This window comes from Anaeromyxobacter sp. SG64, assembly GCF_022690745.1.
Lineage (GTDB): Bacteria > Myxococcota > Myxococcia > Myxococcales > Anaeromyxobacteraceae > Anaeromyxobacter > Anaeromyxobacter soli.
Genome location: NZ_JALCZB010000008.1, coordinates 1 through 17,087, shown reverse-complemented (window position 1 = coordinate 17,087; position 17,087 = coordinate 1). Strand labels below are relative to the sequence as shown.

Sequence of the window (17,087 nt, the reverse complement as noted above, 5' to 3'; positions counted from 1 at the left end):
GGGGTGGGGCCCCGTCGAGCTTCGCTCGACGGGGCGGGGGACGCAGTCCCCCGCTCTAACTGGGATTCGGCACGTCGATGTGCACCTCGACCCGGCGGTTCTTCGCCCGGCCTTCCTTCGTGGCGTTGTCGGCGATCGGCTTCGACTCGCCGTAGCCAGCGACCGAGATCTGCTCCTCGCGGACGCCGCGCGACACGAGCACGGTGCGGACGGAGTCCGCGCGCTTGCGGGAGAGCGTCTCGTTGAGCGAGTCGGAGCCGGACGAGTCGGTGTGGCCCTCGATCTGGATGCGGTCGTCCGCGTACTTCGCGAGGATGTCGCCCACCTGCGTGAGCTGCGTGACCGCCTCGGCCTTGAGGTCGGCGCTGTTCGTGTCGAACAGGATGTCGTTCTTCATGTTCACGAGGATCCCGTTCTCGGTGCGCTTCGCCTCGGCGACCTTCTCGAGCTCCTTGTGCTGCTTGTCGAGGTAGAGCCCGACCGAGCCGCCGGCCAACGCGCCGACGCCTGCGCCGATGAGCGCGCCCTTCTTGCCGCCCGCCAGCGCGCCGACGCCCGCGCCAAGGAGGGCGCCCGCGCCGCCGCCGATGGCCGTGCGCTTGCCGGCGGTGCCGCAGGCGATGAGGGTGACGAGCGTCGCAAGCGCGACGACCCGAGTGGTCCGAACGTGCATTTCAATTTCTCCTGGTTCTCCGTGCGACCGAGCCAGCGCTCGGGACGAGCGCAGCCCCCCGGCCGCACGCACGAGGCGCGGCATTGTACCCGGTCGCCTACGAGGACGTAACGGGGAGCCTGGCAGCGGCTAGCCGCGCAGCCCGGCGGGCAGGGCGGCAGGCGTCTCGCTCGGGACCTCCACCCGCCCCGGGGCGAGGCTGGCCGCCGCGAGGAGGACGAGCGCGACCCAGACGAGGTCGGCGAGCAGGAGGTGCAGGAGCTGCAGCGGGACAGGCGCGGCGAGCACGAGGTTCACGACGCCCGCGAGGAGCTCGGCGCCCACGAGCGCGATGAGGCCCAGCGCGGCCCGGCGGACGCGCGCGTCGGGGCGGAGCCGGAGGGCGAGCCGCGCCACGAGGAGCAGCACCGCGGCAGTGGCGATCGCCGCGAACGGGTGGAGGACGCGCAGGCGCAGCAGCACGTGCGCCTCGGTGGAGAGCTCCTGGCGCAGGCCCTCCGCGAAGCTCGTGGCCGGGAAGAGCGTGTCCCCGAGGGCGGCCACCGCCCCGGTCACGCCGGCGATGAGCACCGACGCGAACCCGAGCCACAGGCCGCCCGCGAGCGCCCCGCGCCCCGCGAAGCGCATCCCGCCGGGCTGCGCGCTCCAGTCCGCGGTGAGCGCCAGCGCGCCGAGCAGGAGGAACGTGTTCGTGAGGTGCACGCCCATCACCCAGCCGCGCGCGAAGGAGGTGTCCTTCGCCACCCAGCCGAAGAGGACGAGCCCCGCGCCGACGAGCGCCTCGAGGATCATGAGGCCGAGCGACGCCCACGCCGCCTTGCGGGTCGGATGGCCCGCGGGGAACGCACGGACGGCCGCGACGACGAGCGCCACGACGAGGAGCAGCGCCAGGCCGCTCATCGCGCGGTGGGTGAACTCGATGACGGTCTCGACCGCCGGGGCGCGCGGCACCACCTGGCCGTTGCACATCGGCCAGTGCTTGCCGCAGCCCGCGCCCGACCCGGTCGCGCGCACGAAGGCACCCCAGGCGACGACGAGCAGGTTGTAGGTGAGGACCGCCCAGGCGAACCGCGTGAACGAGCGCATGCGGGAGAGAAAGCATCGGCCCCGGCGCGGATCAACGGCATGACGTCGCGGCCCCCACCGGGGGGCGGGAGGGGCTCCGGTCAGTCGCGGACGACGAGCGCGAGCCCCGCACCGCCGGGGACGGCGAGCGGCACGACCGAGGCTCGCGGAGCGCGGATCGCGCGCCCGTCGGCGTCGAGCGGCGAGGCGCGGTGCCGGACCACCCACCTCCCCACGTAGAAGCCCATCGCCGAGCCCCACAGCGAGTCCGACAGGAAGTGGCGGTGGTCGATGACGTGGAACGCGACCAGCGTGGTCGTGGCGCCGTACCCGAGCACCTGCACCCAGACCGGCGGCCGGAAGTACGAAAGGCCCGCGGTGGCGAGGCTGAAGAGCGTCGCGGCGTGGCCCGACGGCGTGCCCGCAGGGTAGACGCGCAGCGCGTTCGCGGGGCCCTTGATGTCGCCGCTCTGGTCGCCGTCCCAGGGGCCGTCGCGCCCGAGCGCGAACTTGAGGGTGAGGTGGTAGACCTGCGAGACCGCGAGCGCCTCGCCCATGAGCGAGCAGCCCTGCGCGACCCGCTGGTCGCCGTGCGCTACCGCCCACCCCCAGGTCCCGAGCCCGCCGGCCGCGATCCCTGCCCAGAGGGTCGGCTGCATCCACTCCGTCCAGACGGTGGGCAGGCGCGAGTCGAGCTCCCGGTGAATCCAGCGATCGAGCCGCGCGTCGGCCGGGTCGTGGAGCGGGAACATCAGCGCGCCGACCGCGCCCGACCAGAGGGCGAGCTGCCCGAAGTCGCCCGCGCTCCAGCGCGGCGCGTTCGCGGGGATCGCGACGACGTCGTGGAGGACCCGCTGCAGGACGGGCATCTCGGCCCAGCGGAAGCGCGGGCCGAGGTACACGCCCTCGTCCTCGCCGGCGAGGGAGCCCGCGGGCGCCCCCGCGGCCAGCACGAGCGAGAGGACGACCGCGAGGCGCCCGATGGCGGCCGCCCCGCGGCGCGACGCGATCACTGGCAGGTCGGGGTCCCGGAGCACGTCAGGCCGGTGTCGCTGAAGCAGGCGTCGAACGTGACGCCGGGGCACGCCTTGGCCGTGAACGGCCCGCGCAAAAAGCCCCCCTGCTGGTCCGAGAACGTGACGTCGATCTCGCCCACGAGCTCCGTCGCGCCGACGGAGTCGATCCGGATCGTGCCCGTGGCGCTCGGCGGCGTGCCCGGGACGCACTGCGCGTCCGTCTTCTGCGCGGGGAGCAGCGCGGCGCGGATGGGACCGGACACGTTCGCGGCGATCGCCGGCACGGCCTCGTCGAGCGTCGCGTAGACCGCGTACGAGCCCGCGTCGAGCGCCGGGGCCTGCGCCGTCGCCGGGACCTGGGCGTGCGCCAGCAGCCCCGCGACGAACGTGAAGTCCTTGCGGCCGTGGCACGGGTCCGCGAGGGCGCATGCGCCCGCCTGCGGCGAGAACGCGATCAGCGCGTCGCCGATGCCGTAGGTGATCGGCACCCCGGGGAACGTACAGCTCGCCGACTGCTGCGGGCCCGCGAACACGACCTCCGCCGGGTCGAACGTCTGGCCGAACAGCTTCCCGGTCAGCGCCGGGCCCTTCTTGTCGTTGCCGCCGTCGCCGCAGGCCGTGAGGACGAGCGCGACGGAGAGTGCGAGGAGCTTCTTCATGGCGACCTCGGGATGGCGACCGCGTGCGAATCTTCCACCGTCGAGGAGCGCACCACCGCACGGACCTTGCGTCAACGTGCCGTTTCGAGGTCTCCCGCTCGGGTCGCGCTGCCGTGCGGGAGCGGCGCCGCTCCGCGGCGGCGCTATGCGTTCACCCGGAGGCCGATCATGCGCGTCCCTCATGCGCTCGCGGCGCTCGCGGCGGCTGCGCTCACGGGGTGCCCCGACAACGTGAAGACGCCGTTCGACCCGGCGGCCGGCTACCAGCCGATCGAGCCTTCCACCGCCGCCTTTCCGCCGCCGGACGGAGGCGACCCGCACCCCGAGGCCATCCAGATCGTGTCCGGCTGGCGCGAGGGCCGGCTCGCCTTCGCGCACGGCGCGGCCTACCTGCACGCGTCCGTGCCGCAGGTGCTCGAGGCGCTGCGCGACCCGCGCGTGAGCCGCATCCACGGCACGGACAGCTGGTACGCGACGGCGGACGTGGAGCCCGACTACCCCATCTCGTTCTCGATCCGCTACGCGGCGGGCCCGGCCATCTACAAGGGGCGGTGGACGATCGTGTACCGCGGCGGCCCGCTCCTCGGCACGCTGGAGGCGCCCGAGCAGATCGGGTTCCGCTACCAGAAGGTCGAGGGGATCGAGGACATCCGCGTGCAGTCGGGCTCGCTCGTCGCGTACGCCGTGGGTGACGGGGTCAGCGCCCTCGAGTTCGTCTGCCATCTCGACACCTCGAGCCGCGCCGACCAGGGGCCCGACGACGTGTACGGGACGGTGAACGACTGGTGGGTGGACCTCCGCGCCAAGGTCCGCGGCGAGCCGGTCCCCTGAGCTCGCCGCAGGCGCGCGGGCCGGCCGGAGGGGTCGCGGCCACCAGGACGCGCGGAGCTGGCCGGCGTCGAGCTGCGCGCTGCGGGCGCCAGCCCTCGACGTCCCGGAGATGACGCTCAGTCCAGCGTGTCGATGAGGGCGACGAGGTCGTCGATGTCCACCGGCTTCACGAGGTGCGCGCGGAAGCCCGCCTCGGCCGCGCGGCGCCGGTCCTCGGAGCCGCCGTAGCCGGTGAGCGCCACCAGCCGGACCGCCGGCACGAGCTCGCGCAGGCGCCGCGCCACCTCGAACCCGTCGAGCTCGGGGAGCCCGATGTCGACGAGCGCGATCTCCGGAGGCGCGTCGGCGGCGAGGGCGAAGGCGGAGCGCCCGCCGTCGGCCTCGCGCACGGCGTGGCCGCGCCGGCGCAGGAGCTCGCCGAGGGTCTCGCGGATGTCCGCGATGTCCTCGACGATGAGGATGTCGCGCGGGGTCACGGCGCGGGCCTCGGCCGCGGGGGGCACGGACGAGGCCGCCGGCGGCGCGGGCACCGCCGCGCCGGGAGGGAGCGCGGGGAGCCGTACGGTGAACGTCGAGCCGCGGCCGGGGCCGGGGCTCTCAACCCGCACCGTGCCGCCGTGCATCTCGACCAGGCTCTTCACGAGCGAGAGCCCGATGCCGAGGCCGCCGCGGGAGCGGTCCACTCCCTGCTCGGCCTGGACGAAGGGCTCGAAGATGCCGCCGGCGAGCTCGGGCGCGAGGCCGATCCCGTCGTCCTGCACCGAGAGGACGGCGAGGTCCCCCTCGCGCGTGAGCGCGACGCGCAGGTGGCCGCCGGGATCGGTGTACTTCGCGGCGTTCGCGACGAGGTTCTCCACCACCTGCGCGAGGCGGACCGCGTCACCGTCCACCCCGAGCCGCGCCTCGGGCAGGCTCACCACGAGGGTGTGCCGCCGCGACGTGACGAGCTCGTCCACCGTCTGCACCGCCTCCCGCACCACCTGGACGAGATCGACGGTGTCCTTGCGCAGGCGGACCTTCCCGCTCCGGACCCGCGAGACGTCGAGCAGGTCGTCGACCAGGCGCGACATGTGCCGCACCTGCCGCCCCGCCGCCTGGAGCGCGCGCTCCCGCAGGCGGGCGTCGGCGCCGTACTCCTGGAGGAGTCGCACCGCGTTCGTCACCGGCGCGAGCGGGTTGCGGAGCTCGTGCGCCAGCATCGCGAGGAACTGGTCCTTGCGGCGGTCGGCCTCGCGCAGCTCCGCGTTGCGGCCCTGCAGCTCGGCGATGAGGCGATCGCGCTCGAGCGCCATCCCCACGGCGTAGCCGACGAGCTCGAGCGTGGCGGGGTCGTCCGGGTCGCACGCATCCCGCTCGGCGGAGCCGAAGGCGAGCGTGGCGACCACCTCTCCGCCCGCGAGGCACGGCCGCGCCACGCAGCAGGCGACGCCGAGCACGGCGGCGATCGGCGGCAGCGGCTCTCCGCGCGCCGACACCCACGGGGCGAGCCCGCCCAGGATCGCCTCGGCCGAATCGAGCGCGGCCAGGAGCCCCGGCTCGGCCGCCCCACCGCCCGCGGCGGCGAGCGTCAGCCGCCCGTCCGGGCCGGCGACGTGCAGCGCCCAGCGCTCGAGCCCGAGGTGCGAGGCCACGCGGTCGCAGATGGCCGGGAGCCGCTCGCGCACGCTCTCGGCCGTGAGCAGATCGCTGCGGACGCTGGAGAGGATCTTGAGCCGCTGGTTCGCGCGGTGGAGCGTCTCCACGAGCCGCCGCTCCCGCTCCATCTCGCGCCGGAGCGCCTCCTCCTCCCAGCGGCGCCGCGCCTCGGCCACGTTCCGCGCGAGCTCGCGCTCCTGCGCCGCGCGGAGGAGCTCCGCGTTGCGGCGCAGGGCCTCGTTCTTCCGGTGCGCCTCGATGAAGAACGCGACCTTCGCGCGGAGCGCCTGCTCCGGCACGGGGGTGGTGAGGAAGTCGACGGCGCCGAGGGCGTAGCCGCGCTCGAGCAGCCGCACGTCGGAGCTCGCGGTGAGGAAGATGATGGGCGTGTGACGCGTCCGCTCGCGCGCGCGCACGAGCTTCGCCATCTCGAGCCCCGACATCCCCGGCAGGTTGACGTCGAGGAGGATGAGCGCGACCTGGCGCCTGAGGAGGATGCGCAGCGCGTCCTCGGCGGTGGAGGCCTCGACGATGCGCGCCCCCGAGCCGGAGAGGAGGGCGCGCGTCACCTCGAGGTTGCGCGGGTCGTCGTCGACCGCGAGCACGTCGATCGGCTGGGCCTCGCCGATCGAGACCGGCCGCTCGGCGTCCGCTCGCGGGCGCTCCGCGCGCGTGGTGTTGCGCTCCGCGGGCGCGCGCGCCGGCGGCTCGGAGCGGTCGCCGTCCGGGTGGTTCGCGGGCGAGGGAGGCAGGTTCTCCATCGTGTCTTCGTGGATATGCGCGGCGAGCCGAGGCCGCGCGTGCCGTGGAAGACGCCACGCGAGGGGGCCCCTCAAATAGATCGGGGAGTTGCCGTAGAGAAGTGCCCCCGCCGGGGCGGCGGCGAACTGGCGGCGTTCCGGCTCGACGATCTCCGGACGTCCGCCGCCGTTCGCTCGACCGCGCACGGCGGTCCCGGGCCCCGCGTCGAGCTCGCGCCCAGAAAACGAAAAACCCGGGACCATCGAGGTCCCGGGTGTCCCCCTCCGCGCCGGACGCTGCCGGCGTGAGTGCGCCTAGTAGTTCACGGTCACGGTGACCGTGTCGCTGTAGCTCCCGGCGGTGGGGTACTGGCCCGCGGGGATGCGCGCGTAGACGAAGAGCAGGTTGCCGGCCTTGCCCGCCGCGCCCTGGGACGCCGGCATGGCGGCGTTCGTCCAGACGGCCGTGCGGGTCGAGTCGGAGTAGAGCTCGTAGCCGAGCACGTCGCCCGCGCCGGACATCTGGCGCGTCCCCGAGATGCCCGAGGTGCCGTTGTCGAGGCCGACCGTGAAGGAGGTGCCCTTGGTGCAGGTGACGGTGAGCGACCCCTGCGCGTCGAGGTCGACCCCGGCGGTGGGATCGTAGCTCCCGAAGGCGATGTCGCTCGTCGTGACCGAGCACTTCGCGGCCACCTGGGCGGTGACGGCGAAGGTGTTCGTGGCGGTCGCGGCGCGCGCGGCCGTGGAGAGGAGGGCGGCGGCGAGCGCGACGGAGAGGCGGAGGGCGGTGCGGTTCATGGGGCGGGTCCTTGCGTGGGTGGTCGGCGGCGGATCCTGCACGCGCGCCTGGCAATCGCCAGCATATTGCGTTTGCGATAGCGCAGAAGGCCACGATCCCGTGACGCGCAAAAGTGCGCCGAGCACGCCGCTGTGGGTGAACCGGGCACGGGAGCGCACGCGATAGCGCGCTCAGTAATTGATCGTCACGGTGATCGTGTCGTCGTACGCGCCGACGGACACGTCCTGGGCCGCGAACGCCCGCGCGTACACCGCGATCGTCCGGTCGCTCGGAGAGGCCGACGCCCACGTGGACGTGCCGGGAGCTCCGTCGCCCCACACGATCGAGCGGGCCGCGTCGAGGTACAGGTCGTACCGGAGCAGGTCGCCGCCCGGCCCCCGCATCGCGCGCGAGGAGAACGACCCGGACCGTCCCGGCCCGATCGCGATCGTGACGGGCGTCTGCGAGCAGTGCTGCAGGGTGATGGTCCCGGTCGTGTCGAGCGGCACCGTCGAGAAGGGATCGTAGGCGCCGAAGGCGATGGCGCTCGCGACGCTCACGCTGCAGGTGGGCTGGACCGCGGCCGCGTCCCGCGCGCAGAGGACGGCGCCCACCACCGCCGCGGCGAGGGCCGCGCGACGCGCTGCGGTGCGAGCATGTGAGCGCGGCCGTTTCATTGCTGGCGTCGAATTGCGCGTATTAGACTCCGGCGCCGCCCACCCCGCCACTTCACGTGCTCATGCGACCGCTCCTCCGTGCCGCCCGCGCCCTCCTCGTCCTCGCCGCGCTCGCGGCCGGGGCCGCCCGCGCCGGCGACCTCGACGTCACGCCGGTGAACGTGGAGCTGTCCGGCGGCGCCCGCACCGCGCTCATGTCGCTGCGGAACCGCGGCGGCGCCCCGGCGCGCTACCAGATCCGCGCGTTCCGCTGGGCGCAGAAGCCCGACGGGGCGATGGACCTGTCCCCCACGCGCGAGCTCGCCGTCTTCCCGCCGCTCCTCGAGCTCGGGGCGGGAGAGGCGCGCTCACTGCGCATCGGGACCGACGCTGCGCCGGCCGCGACCGAGCGCACCTGGCGCATCTTCATCGAGGAGCTGCCGCAGGCCGAGACCGCGGAGGACGCCGCGCGCGTGAAGGTGCTGACCCGCGTCGGCGTGCCCGTCTTCCTCGTCCCGGCCGCACGCGTCGAGCGCGGTGAGCTCGCGTTCCTCGGTCGCGACGGCACGCACGTCCGCTTCGCGCTGCGCAACCCCGGGACGGTCCGCCTGCGGCCGAGCGCGGTGACGCTCGCGCTCGTCGCGGCCGACGGCGCGCGGGTGCTCGAGAGATCGCTCGAGGCCTGGTACGTGCTCGCGGGCGGCGAGCGCGTCTACGAGGTCGCGGTCCCGCCGGAGGCGTGCGCGCGCGCCGCCAGCGTCGTCGTCTCGGCCGCGCTGGCGCGCGGCGCGATCGAGGCGCGCGCTCCGGGCGCGTGCCGTGATCCGTAGGAAGCTCGCCCGCGCGCTCGCGCTCGTCGCCGCCGCGGCCGCCGCGGCGGCGTTGGCCACGACATCGACCCCGACCTCGACGAAGACCGCGGCCCCGATCTCGACGTCCACCCCGACCCCGACCGCGACCCCGACCCCGACCCCGACCCCGAACCCGGCGCCGCCTTCGACCGCGACCCCGACCGCGGCCCTCCCCCTCGCGAGCGCGGAGCAGCTCGACCTCACCTCGCCACCCGCCGCGGCGGCACCTCGCGACCTCTCGGCCGCCGAGGGCGACCTTCGCCCCGCCTTCCTCCAGCTCTTCGTGAACGGGGGGCCGGCCGACACCGCCCTCGTCCTCGTGGCGCCGCAGGACATCTGGATCGCGCCCGCCGACCTCGTGCGCGCGGGCCTGGCCGGCTTCGGCGGCGCCCGCCGCGAGCTCGACGGCCGCACGCTCGTGTCGCTCCGCTCGCTCGCGCCCGGGGTGCGCTTCGATCTCGACGAGCGCGCGCTCGCGATCCGGCTCGAGGCCGCCCCATCGCTCCTCGGCCACGGCGCGCTCGACCTGCGCGCGTCGAGCCGCCCCGCCGGGCTGGAGACGGGGGACGCCCCGAGCGCGTTCCTCAACTACGCGGGGCGCGCCACCACCCAGGAGGACGTGTCCGGGTTCCTCGAGGCGGGCGTCTCGCACGGTTCGGCGCTCCTCGCCGGCTCGGTCTCGGCGACCCGGGCGGCGGGCGCGGTGCGCGGGCTCACGACCCTCACGATCGACCGCCCGGCGCGGCTCCTCCGCCTGACCGCCGGCGACGCGGCGATCCCCCCCGACGCGCTCTCCGGCGCGCCGCTCGTGGGCGGCGTCGGCCTCGCGCGCGAGCTGTCGCTCGATCCGTACCTCGCGCGGACGCCGCTCCCCGGCGCCACCGCCTTCGCCGCCACGCCCTCCACCATCGACGTCTACGTGAACGGCGCGCTCGCGCGCACGCTCACGGTCGCGCCGGGCACCTACGACCTCTCGAACCTGCCCGTCAGCACTGGGGCGAACGACGTCCGGATCGTGGTGCGCGACGCCTTCGGGCGCACGCAGGCGATCGAGGCGGCGCACTACCAGGCGCAGGGCCTGCTCGCCCCCGGGCTCGACGAGCCCGGCCTGTGGGTCGGCGCGGTGCGCGAGCGCTTCGGCACGGAGAGCTTCGCCTACGGCGATCCCATCCTCGTCGCGCGGGAGCGGCGCGGCTTCACGCGCGCGTTCACCGGCGGCGCGCGGCTGGAGCTCGGCCCGCGCGTGCAGCAGGGCGGCGCCTCCGCCGCGCTCGGCGTCGGCTCGAGCGAGCTCGAGCTCGCGGGCGCCGCGAGCGCGGACGAGGGCACGCCCGGGGCCGCCGCGTTCCTCGCCTGGCGCCACGTCGCGCGCCGCTTCGCGCTGGGCGCGGACGCCTCGCTCCTCTCCACCCGGTACGCGAACTCGACGCTCTCGGCCGCCGCCGACCGCGCCCTGTGGCGCGCCGGCGCGTACGCCACGGCGCCGCTCGGCCGGGGAGCGAGCCTGCAGCTCCAGTACGTCGGCGCGGAGCAGCGCGACGCGGGGGCGAGCCACCGCGTGGATGTGCGCACCTCCCTGCGCGTGCGCGCGGGCGCGTGGCTCCTCCTCTCCGCCTCGGTCACGAGGGATCGCGCCGCGGAGGCGGCCGGCGCGGTGTTCGCGCAGCTCGTCCTCTCCGCGCCGGGCGGGGGGACCCTCGACGCGGGCGTCCGCTCGAGCCGCGCCGGCGCGAGCGCGAGCACGGGCCTGTCGCGCTCGGTCCCGGTCGGCCCGGGCGTCGGCTACCAGCTCCGCGCCGACTCCGCCGCCGGCGGGGCGGTGAGCGGCCTCCTGCAGGCGCAGCCCGAGTTCGGTCACTACGAGCTCGGCTACGCCCGCGTGGACGGGAGCGAGGCCGGGTCCGCGTCCGCCTCGGGCGCGCTCGTGCTCGTCGGTGGCCGGCTCTTCGCCACCCGCCCCGTCGAGCAGGGCTTCGCGCTCGTGCGCGTCCCGGGCGTCGGCGGCGTCCGCGCCTACCTCGACCGGCGCCCGGTCGGGCGCACCGACGGGCGGGGCGACCTGCTCGTCCCGGGGCTCCTGCCGTACTACGGCAACCGCCTCGGGATCGAGGACGCGGACGTGCCGCAGAGCTACCGCGTCGGCCTCACGGAGCGGCTCGTCGCGGCGCGGCCGCGCGGCGCGGCGCTGGTGCGCTTCGACGTCACCCGGCTGCGCGCCGTCGAGGGGTGGCTCCGGATCGCGCGGCGCGATCGCGCCGACGTGCCCGCCTACGGGACGTTCGAGGTGGACGTCGCCGGCGGCACGCGCCGCTCGCCGGTCGGCGCCGACGGCGCCTTCTGGCTCGAGGACGTCCCGGCCGGCGCGCACGCCGCGCGGATCTACTGGAAGGGCGAGCTGTGCGAGCTGCCGCTCGAGATCCCGGACAGCGGCACGGGCGTGCTCGAGCTCGGCACGATCACCTGCGGCGCGCGCGAGCCGATGCTCTGACGCGTCGGATCATTGCACCGCCGGAACCCGGTCGCGCCGGGGCAGGACCGTGAGCTCCCTCGCTACCGGAGCCCCGCGACGAGGATCACGAGCGTCACCGCCGAGGAGCCGACGATCGCCCAGCCGAGCGGGCGCAGCCGCTTCGGCGAGAACCGCGCGAGGCTGATCACGATCGAGAGGAGCGCGGTCGGCAAGGTCGCCCAGGCGAGCGCGGCGGGGAGCCCGGCGGCGGAGAGCAGCACGGCCACACCGGCGAGCGCCGCGGCGAGCGCGGCGTGGAGCCTCCCCGGATCCTCCGCGCCCTTCGAGCGGGCGCGGGCGAGGATGACCCGCACGCCGAGGGTCGCCGCCGCGAAGGCGAGGATCCAGGCGAGCGCGGCGGCGAGCGCGTCGTCCGCGGGCGCGTGGCCGGCGAGGGCGACGGCCCAGCCGGCCGAGGAGAGCGCGGCGGCCACGACGATCTCGCCGAGCGTCGTCTTCTCGAGCCGCCTCCAGACGAGGAGCGCCACGACGAGCGCGAGCACCGCCGGGAGCAGGAGCGCGGCGCGGGCCGACGCGGGCGCGAGCGCGATGCCGATCGCGCCGGTGACGGCGGCGAGGCCCCCCGTGACGGCGAGCCAGCGCCGCGCGCGCCCGCCCTCCTCCTCCGCGACGCGCCGCCCGCGCTGGCCGAGCAGGACCAGGAGCGGCTCGTGCGCGATGAACGCGAGGACCACCGCCGCCGTGAGCGCGGCGGGCGCGAGGCCGGGCCGCCCGATCGCGAGCGCGGTGAGGAGCGGCATCGCGAGCTGACCCCAGGCGCCGTGCTCGTGCGGGAGCATCGAGCGGGGCGGAGCGGCGGGGCGGGCGGGCGGGCGCTGGACGGTCGCGGTCGAGTTCATCACGTGGAGTGCCTTGAGCAAGTTGCCGGCCAGGCCCGAAGACGGCGGATGTTCGAGGGTTTACCTCGCCTCTGCCCCGCGCCGCCACCGGTCCGGCGTTGCCCCGCGCACCGATGGACCGGTGTTCGTTGACCGAGCTTCCCTCGTCGGGTATCGGTTCGCCCCCGCTCGAGGGCCCGCCCGCCGTGCAAGCCATCCTCAGCTCCTTCCTCCTCGTCGCCGTGAGCGAGATGGGCGACAAGACCCAGCTCCTCGCGTTCTCGCTCGCCACGCGATTCCGCAAGCCGTGGCCGGTGATGGCCGGCATCCTCGTCGCGACGGTCGCGAACCACGCGCTCGCGTCCTCGGTCGGCGCGTGGATCTCCGCCAACGTGCCCGCCCACGTGCTCGCGGGGATCCTGGCCGCGACCTTCATCGCCTTCGGGGTGTGGACGCTCCGGCCGGACACCCTCGACGAGGCGAGCGGGCCGGAGCGGTTCGGCGCCTTCCTCACCACCACGGTCCTCTTCTTCCTCGCGGAGATGGGCGACAAGACCCAGCTCGCGACGGTCGCGCTCGCGGCCCGCTACGAGTCTGTAGTCCGCGTGACGATCGGCACCACGCTCGGCATGCTGGCCGCGGACGGCCTCGCGGTGTTCCTGGGCGAGCGGGTGGCGGACCAGGTCTCGTCGCGCAAGATGCGGTGGGCGGCCGCGTCGCTGTTCTTCCTGTTCGGCGCGCTCTCGCTCGTGGCGGCCTTCCGCTCCTGACCGCGCGCCCCGTCCGGCGCCGACGCCGCGGGCGCGTGGGGTGGATGATGAGGGGACCATGGCGCCCGCGCTCTCCGAGGTCCTCTCCGCCGTGCCCCTCGACGTGCTCGTCTCCCGCGCTCACGGCGACGCCCTCGCCCACCTGCTCGCGGCGCTCGTGGCGGGCGGCGCCATCGGCATGGAGCGCAGCTACCACGGCCGGCCGGCCGGGTTCCGCACCCACGCGCTCGTGTGCCTCGCGGCGAGCCTCCTCATGCTCGTCACCGTCTACCAGGCGGAGTGGTTCCCCGGCGCGCCCGAGACGGTTCGGGTCGATCCCACCCGCATGGCGCAAGGGATCATGACCGGCATCGGCTTCCTCGGCGCGGGCGTGATCTTCAAGGAGGGGCTCACCGTCCGCGGCCTCACCACGGCGGCGTCCATCTGGATCACCTCGGCCATCGGCGTGCTCACCGGGACCGGCCAGTACGTGCCGGCGCTCTACGCGACGCTCCTCACGCTCGGCGTGCTCAGCCTCTTCCGCTGGATCGAGGCGCGGGCGCCGGCCCACAAGTTCGCGCACCACCGGATCCGCTTCGATCGCGGCGACGCGATGGGGGAGGACGCCGTGCGCGCTTTGCTCGCGGAGAACGGGTTCGCGCTGGCCGGCCTCTCCTACGCGCTGGCGAACGAGGGCCGGTCCTTCGAGTACCAGATGACGATCAGCACTCACGACGAGCGGAACTTCGGGCGACTCGCCCGGGCGCTCGACGGGCTGCCCCAGGTGCGCGAGTTCCGGATCTCGCCCTCCGGCGACTGATCGCGCGGCGCCAGGTCGGCAGACGTCGCTGGCGGCCCGCCCGGCTCTCCTCCAGAATGCGGCGGTGCCTACCCACCTCCGCTTCCTGCTCGCGCTCGCCGCGGCGCTCCTCTCCGTGCGCGCGGCGCGCGCCGCCGCCCCCTGGGAGGGCGCGCCGCTCTCCGCCGACCCCGCCGCGGTGCGGGCCGCCGCCGACGCGCTCCCGCCGCCCGGCGGCGCGCCGCTCGACGTGCTCCTCGAGGAGGCGATCTACCGGCTCGACGCGCAGGGCGCCGCGGCGCAGACCTACCGCCTCGTCTACCGCCCCATGAGCGGCGAGGCCGCGCGCGCGTCCGCCCGCGTCGAGCGAGCCTGGGCGCCCTGGAGCGAGAGCCGGCCGGAGATCCGCGCGCGCGTCGTCGCGCCCGACGGCGTCTTCACGCTCGATCCGGCCGCCCTCGCCGAGGGGCCCGTCGAGGATCCCGGCGCCCCGCCCTCCAAGCGGCGCGAGCTCTCCGGGACGATCCCCGGCGTCCGGCCGGGCGCCGTCGTCGAGCAGGTCACGACCGTGCGCGAGACCTCGCTCGCCGCCGGCGGCACGGTCCAGCGCTTCGGCCTGGGCAGGGCCTCTTCCGCGCGGCTCGTGCGCGTCCGCATCGAGGCGCCCGCCGCGCTGCCGGTCCGCTTCGTCGTCCGCGGCGTCGAGCTCGCGCCCGTCGAGACGGTCGCGAACGGGATCCGGACGCTCGTCTTCGAGCGCCGCGACGCGAGCGGGACGCCGCCACGCGACCCCGGCGCGCCGCCGGAGCTCGCGCCCGCGCCGTACCTCGCGTTCGCGGCGGGGCAGTCCTGGGCCGACGTCGCCGGCCGCGTGCGAGCGATCTTCGAGGGCGCGATCGCGGGCGCGGACCTCCGCGCCGAGGCGCGCGCCGCGCTGGGCGCGGGGCGGCCGAAGCGCGAGGAGGCGGTGCGCCGGATCGCGGCGTTCCTGCGCCCCCGCGTGCGCGCGACCGGGGTGCCGGTGGACGAGGCGCCGCTCGCGCCGGGGAAGCCGGCGGAGGTGCTCGCGCGCGGCGAGGGCGACGCGAAGGACCTCGCCGCGCTGTACGTCGCCCTCCTGCGCGCCGCCGGCCTCGAGGCCGAGGTCGCCCTCACCTCGGGCGAGTGGGGCGACCCGCCGCGCGAGGTCCCCGGGCTCGGCGTCTTCGATCGCGCCCTCGTCCACGTGGGCGGCAAGGGCGCGGCGATCTGGATCGACCCGGCCTCGCCCCGGCTCCCGCCGGGGACGCTGCCGCTCGAGCTGCAGGGCAAGCTCGCGCTCGTCGTCGCGCGCAAGACGCGCGACCTCGTCCGGACGCCTGCGTCGGGCCCCGCGGACAACGCCGCGCTCACCGTGCGGGAGCTTCACCTCGCGGAGCTCGGGCGCGGCCGCGTGGTCGAGACCCGCGAGCTCTCGGGGGCGCTCGCCTCGAGCGAGCGCGAGTTCCGGGCGCGGATCCCCGCCGACCACCGCGATCGCATCGACGAGCGGTACGCGCGGGAGGTGCTGCGCGCCGGCACGTTCCTCGGCGCGGAGGTGCAGCACCTCGACGATCCCGCCGCGAAGCTCGCCGTCCGCGTCGAGGCGGACGAGAGCGCGCTCGCGGAGACCGGCGACGACGACGCGCTCGTGCCGGTCGGCGCCGCGCCGGTGCTCGAGCCGCTCCCGGCGTTCCTGACCCAGGCGCGCGAGGGAGAGGCAGAGCCCGCGCCGCGCCGCGACGACCTGGCCCTCGCGCTGCCGTACCGCTGGGAGCTCCGCTACCGCGTCTTCCCGCCGGACGGCTTCCGGGCGCGCCGGCTCCCGGAGGACGCCATCGAGCGCTTCGGGCCCGCCACGCTCACGCGCCGCTTCTCCGCGGGGAAGGACGGCACGGTCACCGCCACCTACGTGTTCGACACCGGCGGCCGCCGCCTCGGCGCGGCCGACGCCGACGCCCTCGCCGCGCGCGCGCGGTCCCTCGCCGGCGGCGAGCCGGAGCGGATCGCGTTCGAGCGGACCGCCGCGGCGCTCCTCGCGGACGGCCAGGTGAAGGAGGGCCTCGCGGAGCTCCGGCGCCTCGGCGCCGCGCACCCGCGCGAGGCGATGCACCCGCTCCACCTCGCGCTCGCGCTGCTCGAGCTGGGCGATGGTGAGGGCGCGGCGGCGGAGGCGCGCCGCGGCATCGCCCTCGAGCCCGCGCGCGCCTGGGGTCACCGGGTGCTGGGCTGGATCCTGGAGCACGACGCCGTCGGCCGCCGCTTCGGCCACGGCTACGACCGCGCGGGCGCGATCGCCGCCTACCGCCGGGCCGCGGAGCTCGACCCCCGCCACGCCGGGGGGCGCTCCGCCCTCGCGGAGCTCCTCTCGCGCGGCGCCGGGGGAATGTTCCTCGGGACGGGGGCGGACCTCGGCGCCGCCCTCGCGGAGTACGAGGCGCTCCGCGCCGACGCAGGCGCGGGCCCGTACGACGCGGGGCTGCTCGCGGCGCTGCTCGCGGCCGGGCGGCACGCCGACGCCCTCGCGCTCGCGCGCGGGCTCGGCCCTTCCCCCGAGCGGAACGCGATCCTCGTCGCCGCCGCGGCGGTGCTGGGCGGCGCCGGGAAGGCGGAGGCGGAGGCGGACGCGCTCGGCGACGACGGGCGCACCGCGCTCCGCGACGCCGCGGCGCGGCTGGCCCGCGACCGCCGCTACCCGCTCGCGGCGGCGCTCGCGCGGAGCGCCGTCCGCGGCGCGCACGACGCCGACGAGGTGGCGACCTTCGCCGACCTGCTCGCCTCGCTCCGCCCGTGGAAGGAGGTCGCCGCCCAGGGCGACGACGTGGCCCGGCTCGCGAAGGCGGTCGTGGTCACGGCCCTCTCCTCTCCCGACCCCGGCCGCGAGCTCGAGCCGCTCCTCTCCTCGCGCGCCGTCGGGCCCGCCCGCGCGGCGCTCCTCGCCGGCCTGTCCGCGCCGCTCGGCGCGGTCCGCCGCTCGCTGCGCGAGGCGGGCGTCACCTCGGACCTGCTCCTCGACGTCGCCCTCTCCGGCCTCGAGCTCTACCGGGACGGCGATCCCGCGACGGGCGCCCGGATCCGGCTGCGCTTCGCCGCGGCGCCGGGGGAGCACGCGACGTCGCTCTTCGTCGTGCGCGAGGGGGGCGCGCTCCGCCTCCTCGCGTCCGAGACCGCCTGGCCGATCGTCGGCGCCGAGGCCCGCCGCGCCGCGGAGGCGGGCGACGCCGCCCGGGCGGCGCGCTGGCTCGCCTGGGCGCGCGAGGACGTCCCCG

General features: G+C 76.2%; 14 protein-coding genes. 6 read left to right on the top strand and 8 right to left on the bottom strand.

Features of this window, described 5'->3' with window-relative positions:
- Positions 1 to 55: 55 nt before the first annotated feature.
- From MNZ29_RS04075 to MNZ29_RS04060, 4 genes are all read right to left on the bottom strand, one after another.
- The gene (locus MNZ29_RS04075; protein WP_242334749.1) at positions 56 to 673 is read right to left on the bottom strand and encodes an OmpA family protein; all 618 of its coding nucleotides are present in this window, start codon (positions 671 to 673) and stop codon (positions 56 to 58) included.
- A 129-nt stretch (positions 674 to 802) separates the two neighbouring features.
- On the bottom strand, positions 803 to 1,759 hold the full coding sequence (locus MNZ29_RS04070) for a COX15/CtaA family protein (protein WP_242334752.1): 957 nt from the start codon (positions 1,757 to 1,759) through the stop codon (positions 803 to 805).
- Between the two features lie 80 nt (positions 1,760 to 1,839).
- Positions 1,840 to 2,775 (bottom strand): phosphatase PAP2 family protein, encoded by a 936-nt coding sequence (locus MNZ29_RS04065; RefSeq protein WP_242353011.1) that lies wholly within the window; start codon positions 2,773 to 2,775, stop codon positions 1,840 to 1,842.
- Complete coding sequence (locus MNZ29_RS04060; protein WP_242353009.1) at positions 2,748 to 3,413, bottom strand: hypothetical protein; 666 nt, start codon at positions 3,411 to 3,413, stop codon at positions 2,748 to 2,750. The genes MNZ29_RS04065 and MNZ29_RS04060 overlap by 28 nt, the downstream gene beginning before the upstream one ends.
- Positions 3,414 to 3,581: 168 nt before the next feature.
- Here MNZ29_RS04060 and MNZ29_RS04055 point away from each other — a divergent pair, with 168 nt between their 5' ends.
- Positions 3,582 to 4,244, top strand: coding sequence for a hypothetical protein (locus MNZ29_RS04055; protein ID WP_242334761.1), 663 nt, complete (start codon positions 3,582 to 3,584; stop codon positions 4,242 to 4,244).
- Positions 4,245 to 4,360: 116 nt separating this feature from the next.
- Here MNZ29_RS04055 and MNZ29_RS04050 read toward each other — a convergent pair whose 3' ends face one another.
- The 3 genes from MNZ29_RS04050 to MNZ29_RS04040 all read right to left on the bottom strand — a co-directional run bounded on the left by MNZ29_RS04050 (position 4,361) and on the right by MNZ29_RS04040 (position 8,011).
- The gene (locus MNZ29_RS04050) at positions 4,361 to 6,640 is read right to left on the bottom strand and encodes a response regulator (RefSeq protein WP_242334764.1); all 2,280 of its coding nucleotides are present in this window, start codon (positions 6,638 to 6,640) and stop codon (positions 4,361 to 4,363) included.
- A gap of 294 nt (positions 6,641 to 6,934) precedes the next feature.
- Positions 6,935 to 7,417, bottom strand: coding sequence for a spore coat U domain-containing protein (locus tag MNZ29_RS04045; RefSeq protein WP_242334767.1), 483 nt, complete (start codon positions 7,415 to 7,417; stop codon positions 6,935 to 6,937).
- A gap of 171 nt (positions 7,418 to 7,588) precedes the next feature.
- Positions 7,589 to 8,011, bottom strand: a complete 423-nt coding sequence (locus tag MNZ29_RS04040; RefSeq protein ID WP_242353007.1) for a spore coat U domain-containing protein — start codon at positions 8,009 to 8,011, stop codon at positions 7,589 to 7,591.
- A 125-nt stretch (positions 8,012 to 8,136) separates the two neighbouring features.
- On the opposite strand from MNZ29_RS04040, the gene MNZ29_RS04035 reads away from it, so the two are divergent.
- On the top strand, positions 8,137 to 8,883 hold the full coding sequence (locus MNZ29_RS04035) for a molecular chaperone (protein ID WP_242334773.1): 747 nt from the start codon (positions 8,137 to 8,139) through the stop codon (positions 8,881 to 8,883).
- On the top strand, positions 8,873 to 11,392 hold the full coding sequence (locus tag MNZ29_RS04030) for a fimbria/pilus outer membrane usher protein (RefSeq protein WP_242353005.1): 2,520 nt from the start codon (positions 8,873 to 8,875) through the stop codon (positions 11,390 to 11,392). The genes MNZ29_RS04035 and MNZ29_RS04030 overlap by 11 nt, the downstream gene beginning before the upstream one ends.
- A 62-nt stretch (positions 11,393 to 11,454) precedes the next feature.
- Here the strand turns inward: MNZ29_RS04030 and MNZ29_RS04025 are convergent, their stop codons facing one another.
- On the bottom strand, positions 11,455 to 12,273 hold the full coding sequence (locus tag MNZ29_RS04025; RefSeq protein WP_242334779.1) for a YwiC-like family protein: 819 nt from the start codon (positions 12,271 to 12,273) through the stop codon (positions 11,455 to 11,457).
- A gap of 185 nt (positions 12,274 to 12,458) precedes the next feature.
- Between MNZ29_RS04025 and MNZ29_RS04020 the strand changes: the two genes are divergently transcribed.
- The 3 genes from MNZ29_RS04020 to MNZ29_RS04010 all read left to right on the top strand — a co-directional run.
- The gene (locus tag MNZ29_RS04020; protein ID WP_242334782.1) at positions 12,459 to 13,022 is read left to right on the top strand and encodes a TMEM165/GDT1 family protein; all 564 of its coding nucleotides are present in this window, start codon (positions 12,459 to 12,461) and stop codon (positions 13,020 to 13,022) included.
- A gap of 58 nt (positions 13,023 to 13,080) precedes the next feature.
- Complete coding sequence (locus tag MNZ29_RS04015) at positions 13,081 to 13,821, top strand: MgtC/SapB family protein (protein ID WP_242334785.1); 741 nt, start codon at positions 13,081 to 13,083, stop codon at positions 13,819 to 13,821.
- A gap of 64 nt (positions 13,822 to 13,885) precedes the next feature.
- The coding region (locus tag MNZ29_RS04010) for a DUF3857 domain-containing protein (RefSeq protein ID WP_242352994.1) at positions 13,886 to 17,087 on the top strand (3,202 nt) is incomplete at its 3' end.

Bases quoted from the DNA above. Each gene is read 5' to 3' on its own strand.
- MNZ29_RS04075 (WP_242334749.1), bottom strand. From the start codon at position 673: ATGCACGTTCGGACCACTCGGGTCGTCGCGCTTGCGACGCTCGTCACC.
- MNZ29_RS04070 (WP_242334752.1), bottom strand. From the start codon at position 1,759: ATGCGCTCGTTCACGCGGTTCGCCTGGGCGGTCCTCACCTACAACCTG.
- MNZ29_RS04060 (WP_242353009.1), bottom strand. From the start codon at position 3,413: ATGAAGAAGCTCCTCGCACTCTCCGTCGCGCTCGTCCTCACGGCCTGC.
- MNZ29_RS04055 (WP_242334761.1), top strand. From the start codon at position 3,582: ATGCGCGTCCCTCATGCGCTCGCGGCGCTCGCGGCGGCTGCGCTCACG.
- MNZ29_RS04050 (WP_242334764.1), bottom strand. From the start codon at position 6,640: ATGGAGAACCTGCCTCCCTCGCCCGCGAACCACCCGGACGGCGACCGC.
- MNZ29_RS04045 (WP_242334767.1), bottom strand. From the start codon at position 7,417: ATGAACCGCACCGCCCTCCGCCTCTCCGTCGCGCTCGCCGCCGCCCTC.
- MNZ29_RS04035 (WP_242334773.1), top strand. From the start codon at position 8,137: ATGCGACCGCTCCTCCGTGCCGCCCGCGCCCTCCTCGTCCTCGCCGCG.
- MNZ29_RS04025 (WP_242334779.1), bottom strand. From the start codon at position 12,273: ATGAACTCGACCGCGACCGTCCAGCGCCCGCCCGCCCGCCCCGCCGCT.
- MNZ29_RS04015 (WP_242334785.1), top strand. From the start codon at position 13,081: ATGGCGCCCGCGCTCTCCGAGGTCCTCTCCGCCGTGCCCCTCGACGTG.